The following is a 15,543-nucleotide window of genomic DNA, read 5'->3' on the forward strand; positions in this document are numbered from 1 at the left end:
TCAGCTCTGCGGGCGAGGCAGAAATCAGGAGCAAACATGAGCGTTCGAAGCGAGCTGAGTAAATTCTGGCGGATCATGACAGACCCGGCGTATCGCGCATTTCGCGCGGAATACAAAGCCTTTCGCGCAGCGCATGGCAAGAATACGCCCGCGTCCTATACAGGGTTGATGCCCGGCGATGTGGTGCTGGACATCGGCGGTTATCACGGAGACTGGGCCGAGGCGATGGCGGCGCGTTATGCGGTGAATGTGCATGTGTTCGAGCCGCACCCGCGGTTTGCAACCATGATTGAGCAGCGATTTGCAGAACGCGACGACGTGGTGCCGCATGCCTATGCCATCGGCAGCGCTGACGCTGAGTTGCTTCTGTCTGATGATGAAAATGCATCTTCCGCCTTGGTGGCCGATGGTCCAACCGCCAAAGGGGCTGTCCGCAATGTTGCGGAGGTGTTCAAAGAGTTTGGATTTGAAAAGATTGGCGCGACCAAAATGAACATCGAAGGCGGTGAGTACGACCTGCTGCCTGCCTTGATTGAGAACGGTTTAATAGATCAGTTCGAACGCATCACAGTCCAGTTTCACAAGTTCAGCGAAGGGGATCGCAAGCGACGCGATGATATCCGCGAGGCTCTGTCCAAGACCCATACTTGTGTCTGGTGCTACCCGTTCATTTGGGAAGAATGGCATCACAAAGCTCTTAGAGGGTCGCCAGAATAATAAACGCCGGGGATGGACCCCGGCGTTTGAATTTGCTGGTCGGGTGTTTTACCAGGGGCATCCTGCGATGGCCTTGATTTCGCAGAATTCTTCGATGCCCCAGACACCGCCTTCGCGACCATTGCCCGACTGGCCATAACCGCCAAATGGCGACCCGCATTGGGCATCCGCACCATTGACTTCGACCATACCAGATCTGACAGCCCGCGCGACGCGCACCCCGCGTTCGGCATTGCTGGTCTGGATATAGTTTGTCAGGCCATAGACTGTGTCATTGGCCATATCGATGGCTTCTTTTTCACTGTCAAAGGGTGTGATGGCCAGAACAGGGCCAAAGATTTCTTCGCGGTAGATGGTCATATCCGGCGTGACGTCCGCAAAGATCGTTGGACGTACATAATAGCCTTTGTTGATGCCTTCCGGGCGTCCCAGTCCGCCCGTCAAAAGGGTCGCGCCCTCTTTGATTCCGGTTTCGATCAGGCCTTGAATTTTGTTGTACTGCAACTCGCTGACGACGGGGCCCAGATGGCGGCCGGAGTCGCTTGTCGGGCCGACCTGAGTGGCGTCTCCAGCGGCTTTGGCCTGCTCGATTGCTTTGGCATAATGTGACCGTTCCACCAACATACGGGTTGGCGCGTTGCACGATTGGCCAGTGTTTTGCATGCAGTGGATCACACCGCGCTTGACCGCCTTTTCGTCCGCGTCGGCAAAGATGATGTTGGCGCCTTTTCCGCCCAGCTCGAGGCTCACGCGCTTGAGCGTATCGGCGGCGGCCTTAGAAATGGCCGTGCCAGCGCGGGTTGATCCGGTAAAGCTGATCATGTCCACATCCGGGTGCGAGGACAGCTGTGTGCCAACGCCGACACCATCGCCGTTCACCATGTTGAACACACCAGCGGGGAAGCCCGCAGCATCCACGATTTCGGCAAAAACGATCGACGACAACGGTGCGATTTCCGAAGGCTTCAACACCATCGTGCAGCCCACGGCCAGCGCCGGAATAACCTTGAGGAACACTTGGTTCATTGGCCAGTTCCAAGGCGTGATCATGCCGCACACGCCAATCGGCTCAAGGCGGATGCGATCAACCTCTTTGTAAACTTTCTCGAACTCGAAGCCTTCGAGGGCATCAAGGAATCCTTCCAGATGCCAGCTGCCTGATCCCCATTGCGAGTTGCGCGACAGATCGATGGGCGCGCCCATTTCCAGGCGCATGGCCTCGGCCATGTCATCGCGGCGGTCTTCATAGACTTCACCCAGTTTACGCAAAAGCGCGATACGCTCTTCCAACGGCGTATCCGCCCAGGTCGGGAACGCTGCTTTGGCAGCGGCGACGGCGGCGTCTGTATCGGCCTGATCGCCGATTGAGATCACGGCGCACACGTCTTCCGTGGCCGGATCAATCACATCCATATCGTTTACGGCAACCGGGTTGACCCAGGCTCCGTTGATGTAAAATTGGCGTTTCTCAATCATCGTGACTCTCCAGAGAACTCTGTGCACATCCCGCGTGCAAAATGAGGCCCGCAAAAGGGTTTGCGACGGCTTTGGTGAGAATTTGATCAAATTAATTGAAGAGTCAATCGATGTCTGATCCGATGGTGTTGCAAAAGATCGGATTTCGCAGCCAACCGCCTTCGGCGAGAGTTTTTGGGCCAAGGTGAAGTGCCTTGCGCCGCACCATTAAGTCTGAGGGTTGCGATTGACCAGAGCCCTGTAGCGGGCACGGCGGATTTCGCGCATCAGTTTGGAACGCAATCCGCCGGACTTATGTTGCACGGTCGAGCCCGCGCCAAAGGGCATCTCGGTGGCACCATTGGGCAGGATGGTTTCAACCTTCTGGTCTGTGATCCAATGCATTTGTAGGAACGTATCGACCGGGCGATCAAGTGTTTGTGTAGCGGCCAGAAGGCGCTGTGCCGCATTGCGGCCAACCACTTGCGCGGTTGTCTGCAAACCAATGATGTAGGGTGTAAACAGCGCCATGTCTTCCTCTCGGTCGGTCACGGTTGCCTGAGTTTCCCGGTCTTTTGGTGGAATGCGGATAAAGCAGTCTGGCGTGGAATTGCGTGCCAGTAGCTTCATGAGCGGGGCCAGTCTATCTGGCGCAATCGCAAGGTCATCTTCGGCGACAATGGCCGCGTCCCAATTTTCATCCACGATCTTTTGCCAACAGGCACGGTGGCTTAAGAAACAACCGATTTCCCCCCCTTTGATCGCAAAGGGATAGTGGGGATCGTGCAGATCTCCGGGGCGCAGATCAACGCTTGTTTGTACTTCGGGCAACCGTCCGTCAACGGCTTCGATCACCTGCGCGTTAGGCAGGTCACTCAGCAAACGATCAACGTTTTCACGCCGCTCAATGCTGGAAGACATATGGATGATCAGGCTGTGCATGACCCACAGATAACGACGCTTAGCCCAAAGAAAAAGCCCCGGCGTTTCCACCGGGGCTTTGTTGTTTCAAACGAGAGAGGATTAATCCTCTTTTTTCTCGGCAACGACTTCTTCGCCAGTTTCCTGATCGACAACTTTCATCGACAGGCGCACTTTGCCGCGATCGTCAAAGCCCAAAAGCTTGACCTTCACGTCCTGGCCTTCTTTCAGAACATCCGACGGATGGTTCAGGCGACGGTTTTCGATCTGGCTGACGTGCACAAGGCCGTCACGTTTGCCAAAGAAGTTCACGAAGGCGCCGAAATCAACGATCTTCACGACTTTACCGTCGTAGATTTTGTTGACCTCAGGTTCTGCCACGATCGAGTAGATCATGTCATAGGCTTTCTTGATGGCTTCGCCGTTTGGCGATGCAATCTTGATGATGCCTTCGTCGTTGATGTCGACTTTAGCGCCCGACACTTCAACGATTTCACGGATCACTTTACCGCCCGAGCCGATCACTTCACGGATCTTATCCGTTGGAACCTGCATGGTTTCAATGCGCGGCGCGTGGATCGAGAAGTCAGCGGCACCTGTCAGTGCTTTGTTCATCTCGCCCAGAATGTGCATCCGGCCGTCTTTGGCCTGAGCCAAAGCTTTTTCCATGATTTCAGGTGTGATGCCGGCCACCTTGATGTCCATCTGCAGCGACGTGATACCATTTTCGGTACCTGCCACTTTGAAGTCCATGTCGCCAAGGTGGTCTTCGTCACCCAGGATGTCCGACAGGATCGCATATGATCCGTCGTTTTCCAGGATCAGACCCATGGCCACACCAGCAACAGCAGACGTCAGCGGAACACCCGCATCCATCATCGACAAAGAGCCACCGCAAACCGACGCCATCGAAGACGAGCCGTTGGATTCAGTGATCTCAGACACAACACGTACCGTGTACGGGAAGTCGGTTGCCGCAGGCAGAACCGCCTGAAGCGCACGCCATGCCAGTTTTCCGTGACCAATCTCACGACGTCCTGGGCCCATCACACGACCAACTTCACCAACCGAATAGGGAGGGAAGTTATAATGCAAGAGGAAGTTCGAACGGTATGTACCGGTCAGTGCGTCGATCATTTGCTCGTCATCGCCGGTGCCCAAAGTGGTCACAACCAGACCTTGGGTCTCGCCACGTGTGAACAAGGCCGAGCCGTGCGTACGAGGCAACAGGCCAGTTTGACATTCGATGCCACGGATGTCGGCAGTGCCACGTCCGTCGATACGCTTGCCAGTTTTGACAACGTCACCGCGCAGGATGCCAGCTTCGAGCTTTTTCATCGCCGAGCCAAGGTTGGCGTCTGCCAGCTGGTCTTCGGTCAAGGCGTCTTTGACAACGGCACGGGCTGCCGAAACAGCAGCAGTGCGCTCTTGTTTGTCAGTCAAAGCAAAAGCGGCACGCATGTCGGTTTCGCCAGCTGCTTTAACCGCATCATACAGATCGCCATATTCTGGCGGCTGGAAGTCAAACGGCTCTTTGGCTGTGTCTTCGGCCAGGTCAATGATCAGGTCGATCACAGGCTGGATAGACTCGTGTGCAAATTTCACCGCACCGAGCATTTCTGCTTCGGACAGTTCGTATGCTTCCGATTCCACCATCATCACGGCGTCTTTGGTGCCAGCAACAACAAGATCCAGACGCTGGTCTGGGTTGTTGCGCAGAACGTGCATGTCATCAACCGTTGGGTTCAGAACATATTCGCCCTCTTCAAAGCCAACGCGTGCTGCAGCGATTGGGCCCATGAACGGAGCGCCCGAAATGGTCAACGCGGCCGAGGCTGCGATCATCGCAACCATGTCGGGGTCGTTTACCAGATCGTGGCTCAGCACGGTGCACATCACCAGAACTTCGTTTTTGAAGCCAGGCACAAACAGCGGGCGGATCGGACGGTCGATCAGACGCGCGGTCAGAGTTTCTTTCTCGGTGGGACGGGCCTCACGCTTGAAGAAGCCACCAGGTACTTTACCTGCGGCATAGTATTTTTCTTGGTAGTGAACGGTCAGCGGGAAAAAGTCCTGACCGGGTTTTGGTGCCTTCGCAAAGGTCACAGCAGCCATCACGGATGTTTCGCCCAAAGTGGCGATCACACAGCCGTCAGCCTGACGGGCAACTTTGCCCGTTTCCAGAGTGAGGGTTTCTTCACCCCACTGCATAGATTTTGTCGTTACGTCAAACATATATCGTTTCCTAGTTGGGAGCACTCCCAGGCGTTCCTGGGTCTCCCGTTTCAATAGCGGCCGCATTGCCGCCGATCCCTCTTCATCCTTGTTATCGGGTGCCGGGATCAGGGCACCACGCTCAGATGGAGCGGCCATATAGGAAAACAAGTGGTTTGGAAACTGCAAACTGCATCGGGCAGAGAATGCACAAGGCCTCGGTTTCTCCGCATTTAGTTCGGATTGTTGCCCTTCTCACATGCGATCTCTGTAGTATTATGGCGCCATGCCTTTGGGCGCATTGGATATGATGAATTATGTTTAGAAAATCTCTTTTGATTTCGCTCGCCTTGCTGATGAGCCTTTGGAGTGGTTTTGGTGCCGCAGAAGACAAAACACCCCGCATTCTGACTATGGGCGACAGCCTTTTGGCTTGGCATGGCGTCAGTGGTCGTTCGGTTTCCCATGTTGTGGCCAACGAGCTGAAGGAACCTGTTGAAAACCGCTCGATTGGTGGTGCCCGGGTTTTGTACGGCTTGCCAGTCACCGGGTCGATGGGGATGAAGATCGCCAAACAGTACACTCCGGGCGATTGGGAATGGGTTGTTCTGAATGGCGGGGGCAATGATCTGTGGCTGGGATGTGGCTGCAAAGCCTGCGACAAAAAAATGGACCGCATGATTTCAGCCGATGGTAAAAAAGGCGCCATTCCGGGGTTGATCGGCAAACTGCGCAGCAGCGGTGCTCAGGTGGTCTTTGTCGGCTATCTGCGCAGCCCCGGCGTTGGCTCGGTTATCGATGCCTGTCGCGACGAAGGCGACAAACTGGAAGCGCGCATCGCCAAACTGGCCAAGTTTGCCGACGGTGTTCATTTCCTGTCCCTGGCTGAAATGGTGCCGCACGGCGACCGCAGTTTTCATACGGTCAGCATGATCCACCCATCTATCAAAGGCAGCCGCGAAATCGGCAAACGCGTGGCCGAGATCATTCGGGACAATGATTAGGTGGGGCAGACCGAAGGCTGAGGACTATGTCTGCTCTGCGGACGAAGCAGACTTTCGCCCAAGATCATTTTCTTCCGCTGAAAATGTAGCGGTTTAGCGAAAAGAAAAACCCTTCACTTTGGTCCAGATTCTTTTGGTCATCCAGCCAGTTCATTTGATCCTCTGAACTGAATTCCGGCGATCCCTCCATGATTGCTGTCGCAAACCCAGCGGTTTGCCTTGCATATGTATTGTCTCCAAAATCGGTGTTTAGGACGACAAAGCTTTCCGATGTGATATTGCAGAAACCCGACCGAACAAGTCGTTGCGGCAGTGATTTCGACACATGGGCATCAGCATAGACTGCCTTGTATGCGTCCAACATCCGCGCCATCAAGTCAGGTGTGTTGTTTTGCCAAACAAGGGTATCCCAATCAGTATCCAAGATTACGATGCGGCCTCCGGGTCTAAGCACACGAAATGCTTCTTTCAAAGCCTGATCAACATCATCCAAAAAGCTGAACAATTGCGCCGCAACCACGGCATCAAAGGTCACATCTTCAAATGGTAGGGACACAGCGTCACCCAGAACAAATTCACCCTGCGGGCAAAAATGTTGTGCCATCCCATTGATCGCTTCCGAGGAATCCAGCCCAACCACGCGGCCGCCCGAACCTAAGCAATCGACCAACTCACGCGCGAAAATTCCATTGCCAGAGCCAAGTTCTAAAATGTGTTCACCGGACCTTGGCGATAGAACTCGCATTAGTTCCGAACGCTGGTGCACCATGTCCTTGGTACATGCTAGGCGCTCCTGCTGTGCCGCCATCGCTTCATCAAAAAATTCACTCAAGGTATCGCCCCCAAAGTTCTCCCACAGATTCTGACTGTATATCATACGGTGACCGCTTAGGGCTCAAACCAGACATCCCGCCATTCCTAAGTTTTCGCCAATTCTTCGCGTCCCAATCCCTGAACACCTTGCGCCTGCAACGCCTTGACCAGTGTTGCGTGATCCACTTCCTGCACAGCACACCCCTCAGCGATCGCCAACGCCGCCGCCGTACCCGTGGCCTGCCCCATCGCCATGCATTGCGGCATGCCGCGCACGGACGCAAAGGCGGTTGCATCGGCCGAGATAATCCGCCCCGCAAACATCAGGTTTGATACATACTCGGGCACCAAGGCGCGAAACGGGATGGTGTAGTAATCGCCTGTTTCCACCATTGCGTCATGGGTCATGTCGCTGGAGGTGCGCATCACGTCATCAATCGGGTTGTCGCAACATACGATCCCGTCTGGAAATCTGGTACCATCGGCAAGGTCCTGAGCGGTGATCTCATAGACACCCTTTAGTTTGCGGGTTTCGCGCACGCCCACGGTCGGCCCCAGATTGGTCATATGCGCGTTTTCAAACCCGGGAATATCCTGTTGCAGGAACCGGGCCATTTGCACAGCCCGGCGTCGTCCTTCCTGAGTGCCCTTGGCCACGGCCTCGGGGTTGGTGCCGTCGATGCCACGGATCACAACCGAATTGCAGAACACGGTATTCTGGTGAAACCCCTTCATCAGATACAGCTTGCCCAAATCCTCGTGCAGCCGCCCTTCAGCGATACCCTTGGCGGCGTAGCTTGTGAAATAGGGATCATTCTGGGCAAACACCCGATCCCAGTCGGCGTTCTCCATCATAAAGGTCAACGTGACCCCCATCATATTGCCCCGCGCGTCGCCCAGGACAAAGGGCACCCCGGCTTTGGCGGAAATATCACCGTCCCCGGAACAGTCGATGACGATCTTGGCGGCGATATCATGTTGCCCATGGCGATCAAAGAACGACACTGATGCAATCTTTGTGTCCTGCATGTCCGGTGCAATGGCTGTGGCATTCAGGTGCAGATGCACGCCCGCCTCTTCCAGCATTTCAAACATTGCCGTGGTGGCAATATCGTGGTCGTAAATGATTTCGTCGCCAAAATTTTCGAGCGTACAGAGGCGTCTTTCGGCGGCGGGTGGTTGCATCTCAAATAGGCGTGTCGACAACTCCTCCATCAGGCCGCCAATGCTGGTGTCGCATGGATAGGCGGCACCCCAAGGCATGCCCGGACAAAACGCCATCACGCCGCCGACTTTGTTGCCTGCCTCGATCAGATGCACGTTCAATCCCTGACGTGCTGCCGCCACCGCCGCGCCAAATCCGGCGGTGCCGCCGCCGATGACCAGAACATCGGTTGTTATCTTAGACATGTGCAGGTCGCCCCAATTTGTGTCGCGGGTATTGGAGGTCAAAAGGCGCGAAAAGCAATCAAATTCGCGAATTGTACACATTGTACAAACCAGACTCTTGGGGAGGGGAGGATTGTACAAAACGGACACTTTTGGGATTTTGGAGGATTGAGGCCGTCCGAGCCACAAACGAAAAACGCCCGCTCAAATGAGCGGGCGTCTGACAATCCAAAAGGATCGGAATTCTTAGCGGCGCAGGCCCAGACGTTTGATCAGGTCTGTATAGCGTGCTTCTTCTTTGCCCTTCAGGTAGTCCAGCAGCTTACGGCGCTGTGCAACCATTTTCAAAAGGCCACGGCGACCGTGGTTGTCTTTTTTGTGGGTTTTGAAGTGCTCGGTCAGAGTCGCGATGCGCGAGGACAAGATAGCAACCTGAACTTCGGGCGAACCAGTGTCACCTTCTTTAGTTGCGAATTCTTTCATTACGCGGTCTTTTTCTTCAGCAGTAATCGACATCGGGGTCTCCTTTGGTCAAAGGGTTAAGGGCACGAGCCGGGATGTCGTCCAGCAAGGTCCGTGGAGAGAATCCCCCCAGTTTTCATGAGCGGATGCGAGCGTATAAGAGATTTATGCACAAAAGAAAAGGGGGATATGGTGCGGCGATTGCGGCGATCAGGCGGACAAAAGCTCAGTGACTGTTGTTTGCTGAACCAGTGAAACATCAGCGGCCGACAAATCAGGGTTTCCCTGAACCGTCGCCACAAGAACACCTTCAACAAAAATGCCGCTCGCATTGGGCGAGTCTGCCAACCCATAAACCGCGACCTCAGGGGGGAGGTCTGACCCATCATAAACAAGAACAAGACTGTCCTCACTCCTGTCAAAGTCCGTGATCGTCGTGATTTGATCCGAGGCCGACCATTCATCGAGCAAAAACTGGTCAAGACCTTCGCCACCCGTGATCCAGTCGCCACTCCCGGCAACTATGATATCATTGCCGTCTCCACCATTCAGGAAATCGGCCTCAGAACCGGTGTCGTCAGCCCCGACGATCACGTCCTGCCCGTCACCGCCAAACAATGTATCGCCCCCTTCACCACCGCTAAGAGTATCATCATCCGCGCCACCATGCAGGGCGTCATTGCCTTCACCACCGACAAGACTGTCGGCGCCAAAGCCACCTACAAGTGAATCGCTGCCCGCACCGCCATCCAGCACGTCGTTGCCCATATGGCCAAACAGAGAGTCATCGCCGGTCTCACCATTCAGTGTGTCTTCGCCGTTTTGGCCATGCAGGACATCATCACCTTCACCACCGAACAAAAGGTCGTTGCCGTCCTCGCCAAACAGGTGATCCTCGCCCGCCAGACCTGTCAGGGAGTCGTCGCCTTCATATCCGTTGATTTGGTCTTTGCCAGCGCCACCAAGGATCGTTTCGTCATCTTCTGTGCCTGAAATGATCTGATCTTCAGACGATGTCAGACTGTCTGGGTCCAGCCCATCAAGGGCAATGTCGAGGCCGTCCCATTCGGAGTTTTCGATCTGGTCAGGGTCTTCTGGGAGGAGGTCGTCCTCTCCGGTTGCGATCTCTTCAAAACCAACCATGACAACTGCGCTGGCTGCCATCAGGCCAAGAAGGCCAAAAATAAACATTACTCCCCACTCCACACAACGCCCCAGAGTATAAGGGCACGGCAGATGCTGGGCGTAAAGTGTATCGTGAAAAAGTGGTTAACAAGACGCAATCAAAAAAACCTGCACTTTCGATTAGATGCTGATGTCCCAAAGCTCGGGTTTTTGAGCATAGGCGATGTATAGTGGATGGCCGGGATGACCCTTTTTAGTAAGGCCAAGGCAGTGCACCGGGCGCCCCGTCGCACGCAAGACGTTTTGCATCGCGGCTCCCCGATTTAGGTGATCTCCGTGCGCGCCCCATGCGGCAATGATCGTATCTGCCCAGTGGCATGCCTGTGTGATGGCCAGATCGTTTTCCGGACCTTCGGGCGACTTATGGGCGCGCATTTTCTTGGGGTCAGTTTCGCGCAGAGCAAAAATGTTGACCGCGCAGAAACCACCGAACCCTAACGCCCGTGCGCGGCGTTCGCAGCGTTCAATGGTGGGGTCGTTCTGCTTTTCCGTGGCCTTCGACGGGTTCAGCATAATAAAGACAACGCGTTTGCCCTCGGGCTGCCAGACTCGTGACAGAGAATAGCGATATGTGCCGCATTCCGAGTATTCAGCCTGAGAGGCGGCGTCGTCTTTTTGATGATGCCGGGTGATCACTGTGAGATCAGACCTCTGGAAGGACAAACACGCGGTTTGGATGCAACTCACCTGCTTTGAAAACACCGACCGCCACAGCCTGGCCTTCGAATGAAGCCCAGGCCTCGTCGCCGTAGTCAACGCCATGAGCAATCACCATCGCAGGGTTTCCATTGCGAAGCCGGGTGACACTTTCCGCGGTGCATTTCACCTCGGGCAGTCCGGCAAGGGCCTCTTCCAACGGGCGCAGATGGGTGTCGAGTTCGGGCGTCCGGGCCAGTTTTTCGATCTCGTCAAAAGTCAGCCCATCCTTGACCTCAAAGGGGCCTGACCAGATGCGACGCAACTTCAGGACATGGCCAAAGCAGCCCAAAGCAGCGCCGAGGTCACGGGCGATCGAACGCACATATCCGCCTTTGCCACAGGTCATTTCAAGGGTCACGTGATCTGCATCGGGGCGATCTGTCATGACCAGCTCTTCGACCCAAAGTGGGCGAGCTTCGATCGTCACATCTTCGCCGTCGCGTGCCAGTTTATAGGCGCGCTGACCGTCAATTTTCACAGCGGAAAATTTGGGCGGTACTTGCATGATGTCGCCGACAAATGGGCCCAAAGCGTCTTTGATCTGCTCATCGGAAGGCCGCAGATCTGATTGTGAGATAACTTCGCCTTCGGCATCATCGGTATTAGTAGCCTGCCCCAGACGTGCGGTGAATTCATAGCATTTCAGATCGTCGGTGATGTAGGGCACAGTTTTGGTGGCTTCGCCCAAAGCGATGGCCAGAACGCCCGTGGCTTCGGGGTCCAGAGTTCCGGCGTGACCGGCCTTTTTGGCATCAAACGCCCAGCGAACTTTGTTCACTACAGCGGTTGAGGTCATACCGGCAGGTTTGTCGACCACCAGCCAACCTGAAATGTCGCGACCTTTGCGTTTGCGTCCCATTGAGTGTCCGATCTGAGTGTTAAGAGCGGCGGCGTAGCGGAAGGCGGGGGAACTGTCAAATTCTGTTGCGCCATCAGGGGCGCTGCTCCTCATGCCGGGATATTCTGTTCCAGTTGAAAGGAGGTCAGTTGGGCGCGACAACGCCAACGATGGGGCCAAGCCAGAAACCCGCATCGGATCGGTTTAGTTCCGGTGCGTGCAGGCGGCTGACTTTGCCATCAAAGTAAAGTGCGTTGGGTAGTTTTAATTCGTCGCGAAACAGGCGGCCAAATTCGTGGAAAGTGACCGGGTTATTGGAAATGGCGAAAACGGCGCGGGTGCCATCGCTGTTGGTGCCGACGCCATTGCGCAGATAGCGAGAGGTACTGTCGGGCAAAAAACGCGGGTGCAATTTGCCGTCAATCACCAGCATTGGCCCGGATTGGCTGGCGTAGGTGCAATTTGGGCGACTTTTTTTAAAGGCGAGGGTTTCAATCACTCTGGCCCGAGTGTCTTCAACGCAGAACACACCATTGGGTAAGAGACCAAAGTTACCTTTGCTGGCGCCCGTCAGCAGGCGCCCTTCGGATTTGCCGTTTTCCACATAAAGCCCAACCGGGCTGCGGTCGGCATGATACATGCCCGCATTCATGGCGAAGGCAAGTGACTGGCCGTCCGGCAGGCGCGTATTGATTGCGGAAAACTGACCAATAGGCATGGCTTTGTCGTCGCGCAGAAAAAGTCGCAGATCCTCTTGCGTGGTGTCGACTTCGCAGAGCGTGTAGCGATTCTTATCATGCTCAAAGTCGCGGCATTCAACGGCTTGAGCTTCGGTCGCCAGCGCCCCCAGTGCGGTTAAGATAGCGACTGCCCGGATCATTCGTCGCCTTCAATATCCTGACGCACGTGATCCTGATTCAGTATCCGGCGTGTTTCGTCCATCTGATCAAAGGTCGTATCAAGTCGAAAGCGCAGCTCGGGCGTATGTTTCAATCCGGTTTTCTTGCCGATGGCATGGCGAATTTCGCCTTTGTTTTTCGCCAGTAGCTTGAGCACATCGTCTTTGCCCTTGCCGCCAAGTGGCAGGACAAAGGCCGTAGCGATCCTGAGATCAGGTGTTGTGCGCACTTCGCCCACGGTGATGGACATGCGATTCAGGTCCGGGTCGTGTACATCGCCCCGTGACAGAATTTCGGCCAAAGCGCGACGGATCAGTTCGCCGACGCGAAGCTGACGTTGGGAGGGGCCGGAGCCTTCATAGGATTTGTTCTTTGCCATGGCCCCCACTTATGCTTTTCCTAAGGCTTTGCCAAGCGTCCCGGCTTTGGGTAAACGTGGCCGGACGTTATTCAGCCGACAGGGGACAGTCAGATGGAAAATCTGCCAGGGATCGTAATCACCGGTGCATCGGGTCGCATGGGCCAGATGCTGGTTCAAACCGTGATGGCGAGTGACAAGGCGAGCCTTGTTGGGGCCATCGAACGTGCGGGGCATCCGTGGGTCGGCATGGATATCGGCGAGGCCATGGGGGGGCAGGCGGTGGGTGTGGTTGTGACAGACCAACCGCTGGACGCCTTTGCCAAGGCGCAGGCGGTGATTGATTTCACGGCCCCTGCTGCAACGTTGCAATTTGCCAAACTGGCGGCGCAGGCGCGGGCAGTGCATGTGATTGGCACCACAGGTATGACCGATGAAGATATTGCGAAACTCGAGCCCTGCGGACGCCACGCAGTGATCGTGCGGGCTGGCAATATGTCGCTCGGTGTGAACCTGCTGACGCAGTTGACCAAAAAAGTCGCGGCGGCGCTGGACGATGATTTCGACATCGAAGTGATCGAATCGCACCACAACCAAAAAGTAGATGCTCCGTCAGGGACCGCCCTGATGTTGGGTGAAGCCGCGGCCGAGGGACGGGGTGTCGATCTGGCGGATGTTGCGGACCGGGGCCGTGATGGCATTACCGGGGCCCGTAAGAAAGGTGACATCGGATTTGTCGCCATTCGCGGTGGCGACATTGTCGGGGAACATGATGTGATGTTTGCCGCCCCCGGCGAGCGCATTGTGCTGCGTCATCTGGCCAGTGATCGGGCGGTGTTTGCACGTGGTGCTTTGAAAGCGGCCTTGTGGGGGCAGGATAAAAAGCCCGGCGAATACGACATGCTGGACGTGTTGGGGCTCTGATCTCCTAAGGGTCGCTCAGAAGTCGATCGCAATGCCCTTTTTCTCCCAATCGCCGAAACGTACTGGTTCTGGCCCGTCGCGCCCGCCAAGTTCGGTTGGCATTTCCGCGGCTTTCGCCTTTTTGCGGCGTTCTTCGGCTTCGGCCAACGCACGCCGGGCGGCGGGTGGCAGGTCTGGTTTCGGTTGATCGGGCGTATCGCTCATTGGCAGGGTTCCTTTCGGTCCGTGCCCCTGATATACGCGCCCGTCCCCAAAGGACAAGTTTTACAGGAGCGTCTTCATGTCTCAGAGCGGTGTCTATGCCCGTCGCAGCGCGGTTTATCTGTTGGATCAGGTGCTGGGAGAAGGACGACTTTTGCCTGAGTTGATTGGTGCCGGTGCGTTGGAGCAACTGCAACCCGAAGATCGCGCCCGTGCGCAACGCTTGGCGACGGAAACCTTGCGCGGCCTGGAACGCGCGGATCGTATTTTGCAGAAACACCTCAAGAAAAACCCTCCTATGACGGTGCGCAATGTGCTGCGGGTGGCCACGGTCGAGCTGTGTTCAGGTGGGGCCGCGCATGGGGTCGTTAATGATGCCGTTGAGCTTGTGAGCCGCAATAAGGGCACGGCTTCAATGAAGGGTCTTGTTAATGCGGTGTTGCGCAAGGTTGCGGCGACTGGCCCTGAAGAATGGAAAAAACTACGGGTGCCGCACTTGCCCAAGTGGCTGCGAAAACCGCTGGTTCAGGCTTATGGTCCTGAGGCTGTGGCCGCCATGGAGGCTGCGCATTTTGCCGGTGCCCCGTTGGATCTGACCGCCAAAGGTGACAGGGGCGCGTTGCATCGTTCGTTGGGTGGGGATTTCCTGCCAACGGGCACCGTTAGGCTTGAGAGTGCGGGGCAAGTGTCCACGTTGCCGGGTTTCAAAAGGGGCAGTTGGTGGGTGCAGGACGCGGCGGCGTCATTGCCAGTACAGGTTTTGGCCCCGAAAGAGGGTGAGAAAATCCTCGATCTTTGTGCAGCTCCGGGCGGCAAAACTTTACAGATTGCGGCCAGTGGGGCTGAGGTCACATCAGTGGATGATTCTGAACTTCGAATGGCGCGCGTGTATGAAAATCTGAAACGGACGGGCCTTAAATCCGAATGCATTGTGGGCGATGTGATGGAGCAAACCGGTGAATGGGACGCGATCCTGCTGGATGCGCCTTGTTCAGCCACTGGCACCATTCGGCGTCACCCTGATCTTCCGCACGCAAAAGACGGCAGCGAATTTGGTGCTTTGATTGAGTTGCAGGCGGTTATGTTGGATCATGCGCTTTCGTTGCTCAAACCCGGTGGGCGGCTTGTGTTTTGTACCTGTTCGCTTTTGCCAGACGAGGGCGAATGTCAGGTCGAAGATGTCTTGGAGCGGCATGAAGGTCTGACTGTGGATCGCGATGCGCTGAACCTGGACGGTATCGATCCTGCATGGATCACCGAAGAAGGCGGCCTGCGCCTGCGTCCTGATTATTGGGCGGACAAGGGCGGCATGGACGGGTTTTACATGGCCTGCCTGCGCAAAGGTTAAGTTTTGATCCAGACCGGCAGGAACCCGCAACGCGGTACCGGACAGGCAATTCAAACGGTGACTTTGTGTCCTCTGCGCTGTATTATGGAAAAAAACGCCAACAAGGCGTAGAGGCA

Annotated in this window: 16 protein-coding genes; 4 read left to right on the forward strand and 12 right to left on the reverse strand. The window is 55.7% G+C overall.

The window, feature by feature from the left end; genetic code table 11:
* The first annotated feature begins 36 nt into the window (after positions 1 to 36).
* Positions 37 to 717, forward strand: a complete 681-nt coding sequence (locus tag BUC32_RS00630; protein WP_073248347.1) for an FkbM family methyltransferase — start codon at positions 37 to 39, stop codon at positions 715 to 717.
* A gap of 48 nt (positions 718 to 765) precedes the next feature.
* Here the strand turns inward: BUC32_RS00630 and BUC32_RS00635 are convergent, their stop codons facing one another.
* The 3 genes from BUC32_RS00635 to pnp form a co-directional block, all read right to left on the reverse strand.
* Positions 766 to 2,193, reverse strand: coding sequence for an aldehyde dehydrogenase family protein (locus tag BUC32_RS00635; RefSeq protein WP_073248349.1), 1,428 nt, complete (start codon positions 2,191 to 2,193; stop codon positions 766 to 768).
* 207 nt (positions 2,194 to 2,400) lie between these two features.
* Positions 2,401 to 3,114, reverse strand: coding sequence for a glycosyltransferase family 25 protein (locus BUC32_RS00640; protein WP_073248351.1), 714 nt, complete (start codon positions 3,112 to 3,114; stop codon positions 2,401 to 2,403).
* An 81-nt stretch (positions 3,115 to 3,195) separates the two neighbouring features.
* The gene (pnp, locus tag BUC32_RS00645; RefSeq protein ID WP_073248686.1) at positions 3,196 to 5,328 is read right to left on the reverse strand and encodes a polyribonucleotide nucleotidyltransferase; all 2,133 of its coding nucleotides are present in this window, start codon (positions 5,326 to 5,328) and stop codon (positions 3,196 to 3,198) included.
* Positions 5,329 to 5,624: 296 nt separating this feature from the next.
* Here pnp and BUC32_RS00650 point away from each other — a divergent pair, with 296 nt between their 5' ends.
* Complete coding sequence (locus BUC32_RS00650) at positions 5,625 to 6,311, forward strand: SGNH/GDSL hydrolase family protein (protein WP_073248353.1); 687 nt, start codon at positions 5,625 to 5,627, stop codon at positions 6,309 to 6,311.
* Between the two features lie 64 nt (positions 6,312 to 6,375).
* Here the strand turns inward: BUC32_RS00650 and BUC32_RS00655 are convergent, their stop codons facing one another.
* The 8 genes from BUC32_RS00655 to rbfA all read right to left on the reverse strand — a co-directional run bounded on the left by BUC32_RS00655 (position 6,376) and on the right by rbfA (position 12,975).
* The gene (locus BUC32_RS00655; RefSeq protein ID WP_175556868.1) at positions 6,376 to 7,143 is read right to left on the reverse strand and encodes a methyltransferase domain-containing protein; all 768 of its coding nucleotides are present in this window, start codon (positions 7,141 to 7,143) and stop codon (positions 6,376 to 6,378) included.
* 86 nt (positions 7,144 to 7,229) lie between these two features.
* The gene (locus tag BUC32_RS00660; RefSeq protein WP_073248688.1) at positions 7,230 to 8,534 is read right to left on the reverse strand and encodes an FAD-dependent oxidoreductase; all 1,305 of its coding nucleotides are present in this window, start codon (positions 8,532 to 8,534) and stop codon (positions 7,230 to 7,232) included.
* A 225-nt stretch (positions 8,535 to 8,759) separates the two neighbouring features.
* Entirely contained in the window at positions 8,760 to 9,029 is a 270-nt protein-coding gene (gene rpsO, locus BUC32_RS00665) for a 30S ribosomal protein S15 (protein WP_073248357.1), read from the reverse strand.
* Positions 9,030 to 9,185: 156 nt separating this feature from the next.
* On the reverse strand, positions 9,186 to 10,166 hold the full coding sequence (locus BUC32_RS00670) for a calcium-binding protein (RefSeq protein WP_073248359.1): 981 nt from the start codon (positions 10,164 to 10,166) through the stop codon (positions 9,186 to 9,188).
* Positions 10,167 to 10,280: 114 nt separating this feature from the next.
* On the reverse strand, positions 10,281 to 10,796 hold the full coding sequence (locus BUC32_RS00675; protein WP_175556869.1) for a DUF1643 domain-containing protein: 516 nt from the start codon (positions 10,794 to 10,796) through the stop codon (positions 10,281 to 10,283).
* A gap of 7 nt (positions 10,797 to 10,803) precedes the next feature.
* The gene (gene truB / locus BUC32_RS00680; RefSeq protein ID WP_073248363.1) at positions 10,804 to 11,718 is read right to left on the reverse strand and encodes a tRNA pseudouridine(55) synthase TruB; all 915 of its coding nucleotides are present in this window, start codon (positions 11,716 to 11,718) and stop codon (positions 10,804 to 10,806) included.
* A 124-nt stretch (positions 11,719 to 11,842) separates the two neighbouring features.
* The gene (locus BUC32_RS00685) at positions 11,843 to 12,577 is read right to left on the reverse strand and encodes a phosphodiester glycosidase family protein (protein WP_073248364.1); all 735 of its coding nucleotides are present in this window, start codon (positions 12,575 to 12,577) and stop codon (positions 11,843 to 11,845) included.
* Positions 12,574 to 12,975: a 30S ribosome-binding factor RbfA gene (gene rbfA / locus BUC32_RS00690; RefSeq protein WP_073248366.1), complete on the reverse strand. Its 402-nt coding sequence runs from the start codon at positions 12,973 to 12,975 to the stop codon at positions 12,574 to 12,576. The genes BUC32_RS00685 and rbfA overlap by 4 nt, the downstream gene beginning before the upstream one ends.
* A 93-nt stretch (positions 12,976 to 13,068) precedes the next feature.
* On the opposite strand from rbfA, the gene dapB reads away from it, so the two are divergent.
* Positions 13,069 to 13,878, forward strand: a complete 810-nt coding sequence (dapB, locus tag BUC32_RS00695) for a 4-hydroxy-tetrahydrodipicolinate reductase (RefSeq protein WP_073248367.1) — start codon at positions 13,069 to 13,071, stop codon at positions 13,876 to 13,878.
* A 15-nt stretch (positions 13,879 to 13,893) separates the two neighbouring features.
* Here the strand turns inward: dapB and BUC32_RS00700 are convergent, their stop codons facing one another.
* Positions 13,894 to 14,082, reverse strand: a complete 189-nt coding sequence (locus tag BUC32_RS00700; RefSeq protein WP_073248369.1) for a DUF1674 domain-containing protein — start codon at positions 14,080 to 14,082, stop codon at positions 13,894 to 13,896.
* Between the two features lie 76 nt (positions 14,083 to 14,158).
* Between BUC32_RS00700 and BUC32_RS00705 the strand changes: the two genes are divergently transcribed.
* Positions 14,159 to 15,427: an RsmB/NOP family class I SAM-dependent RNA methyltransferase gene (locus BUC32_RS00705; RefSeq protein WP_073248371.1), complete on the forward strand. Its 1,269-nt coding sequence runs from the start codon at positions 14,159 to 14,161 to the stop codon at positions 15,425 to 15,427.
* Positions 15,428 to 15,543: the final 116 nt, after the last annotated feature.

The sequence above is a fragment of the Shimia gijangensis genome (assembly GCF_900142085.1).
Taxonomy (GTDB): domain Bacteria; phylum Pseudomonadota; class Alphaproteobacteria; order Rhodobacterales; family Rhodobacteraceae; genus Shimia; species Shimia gijangensis.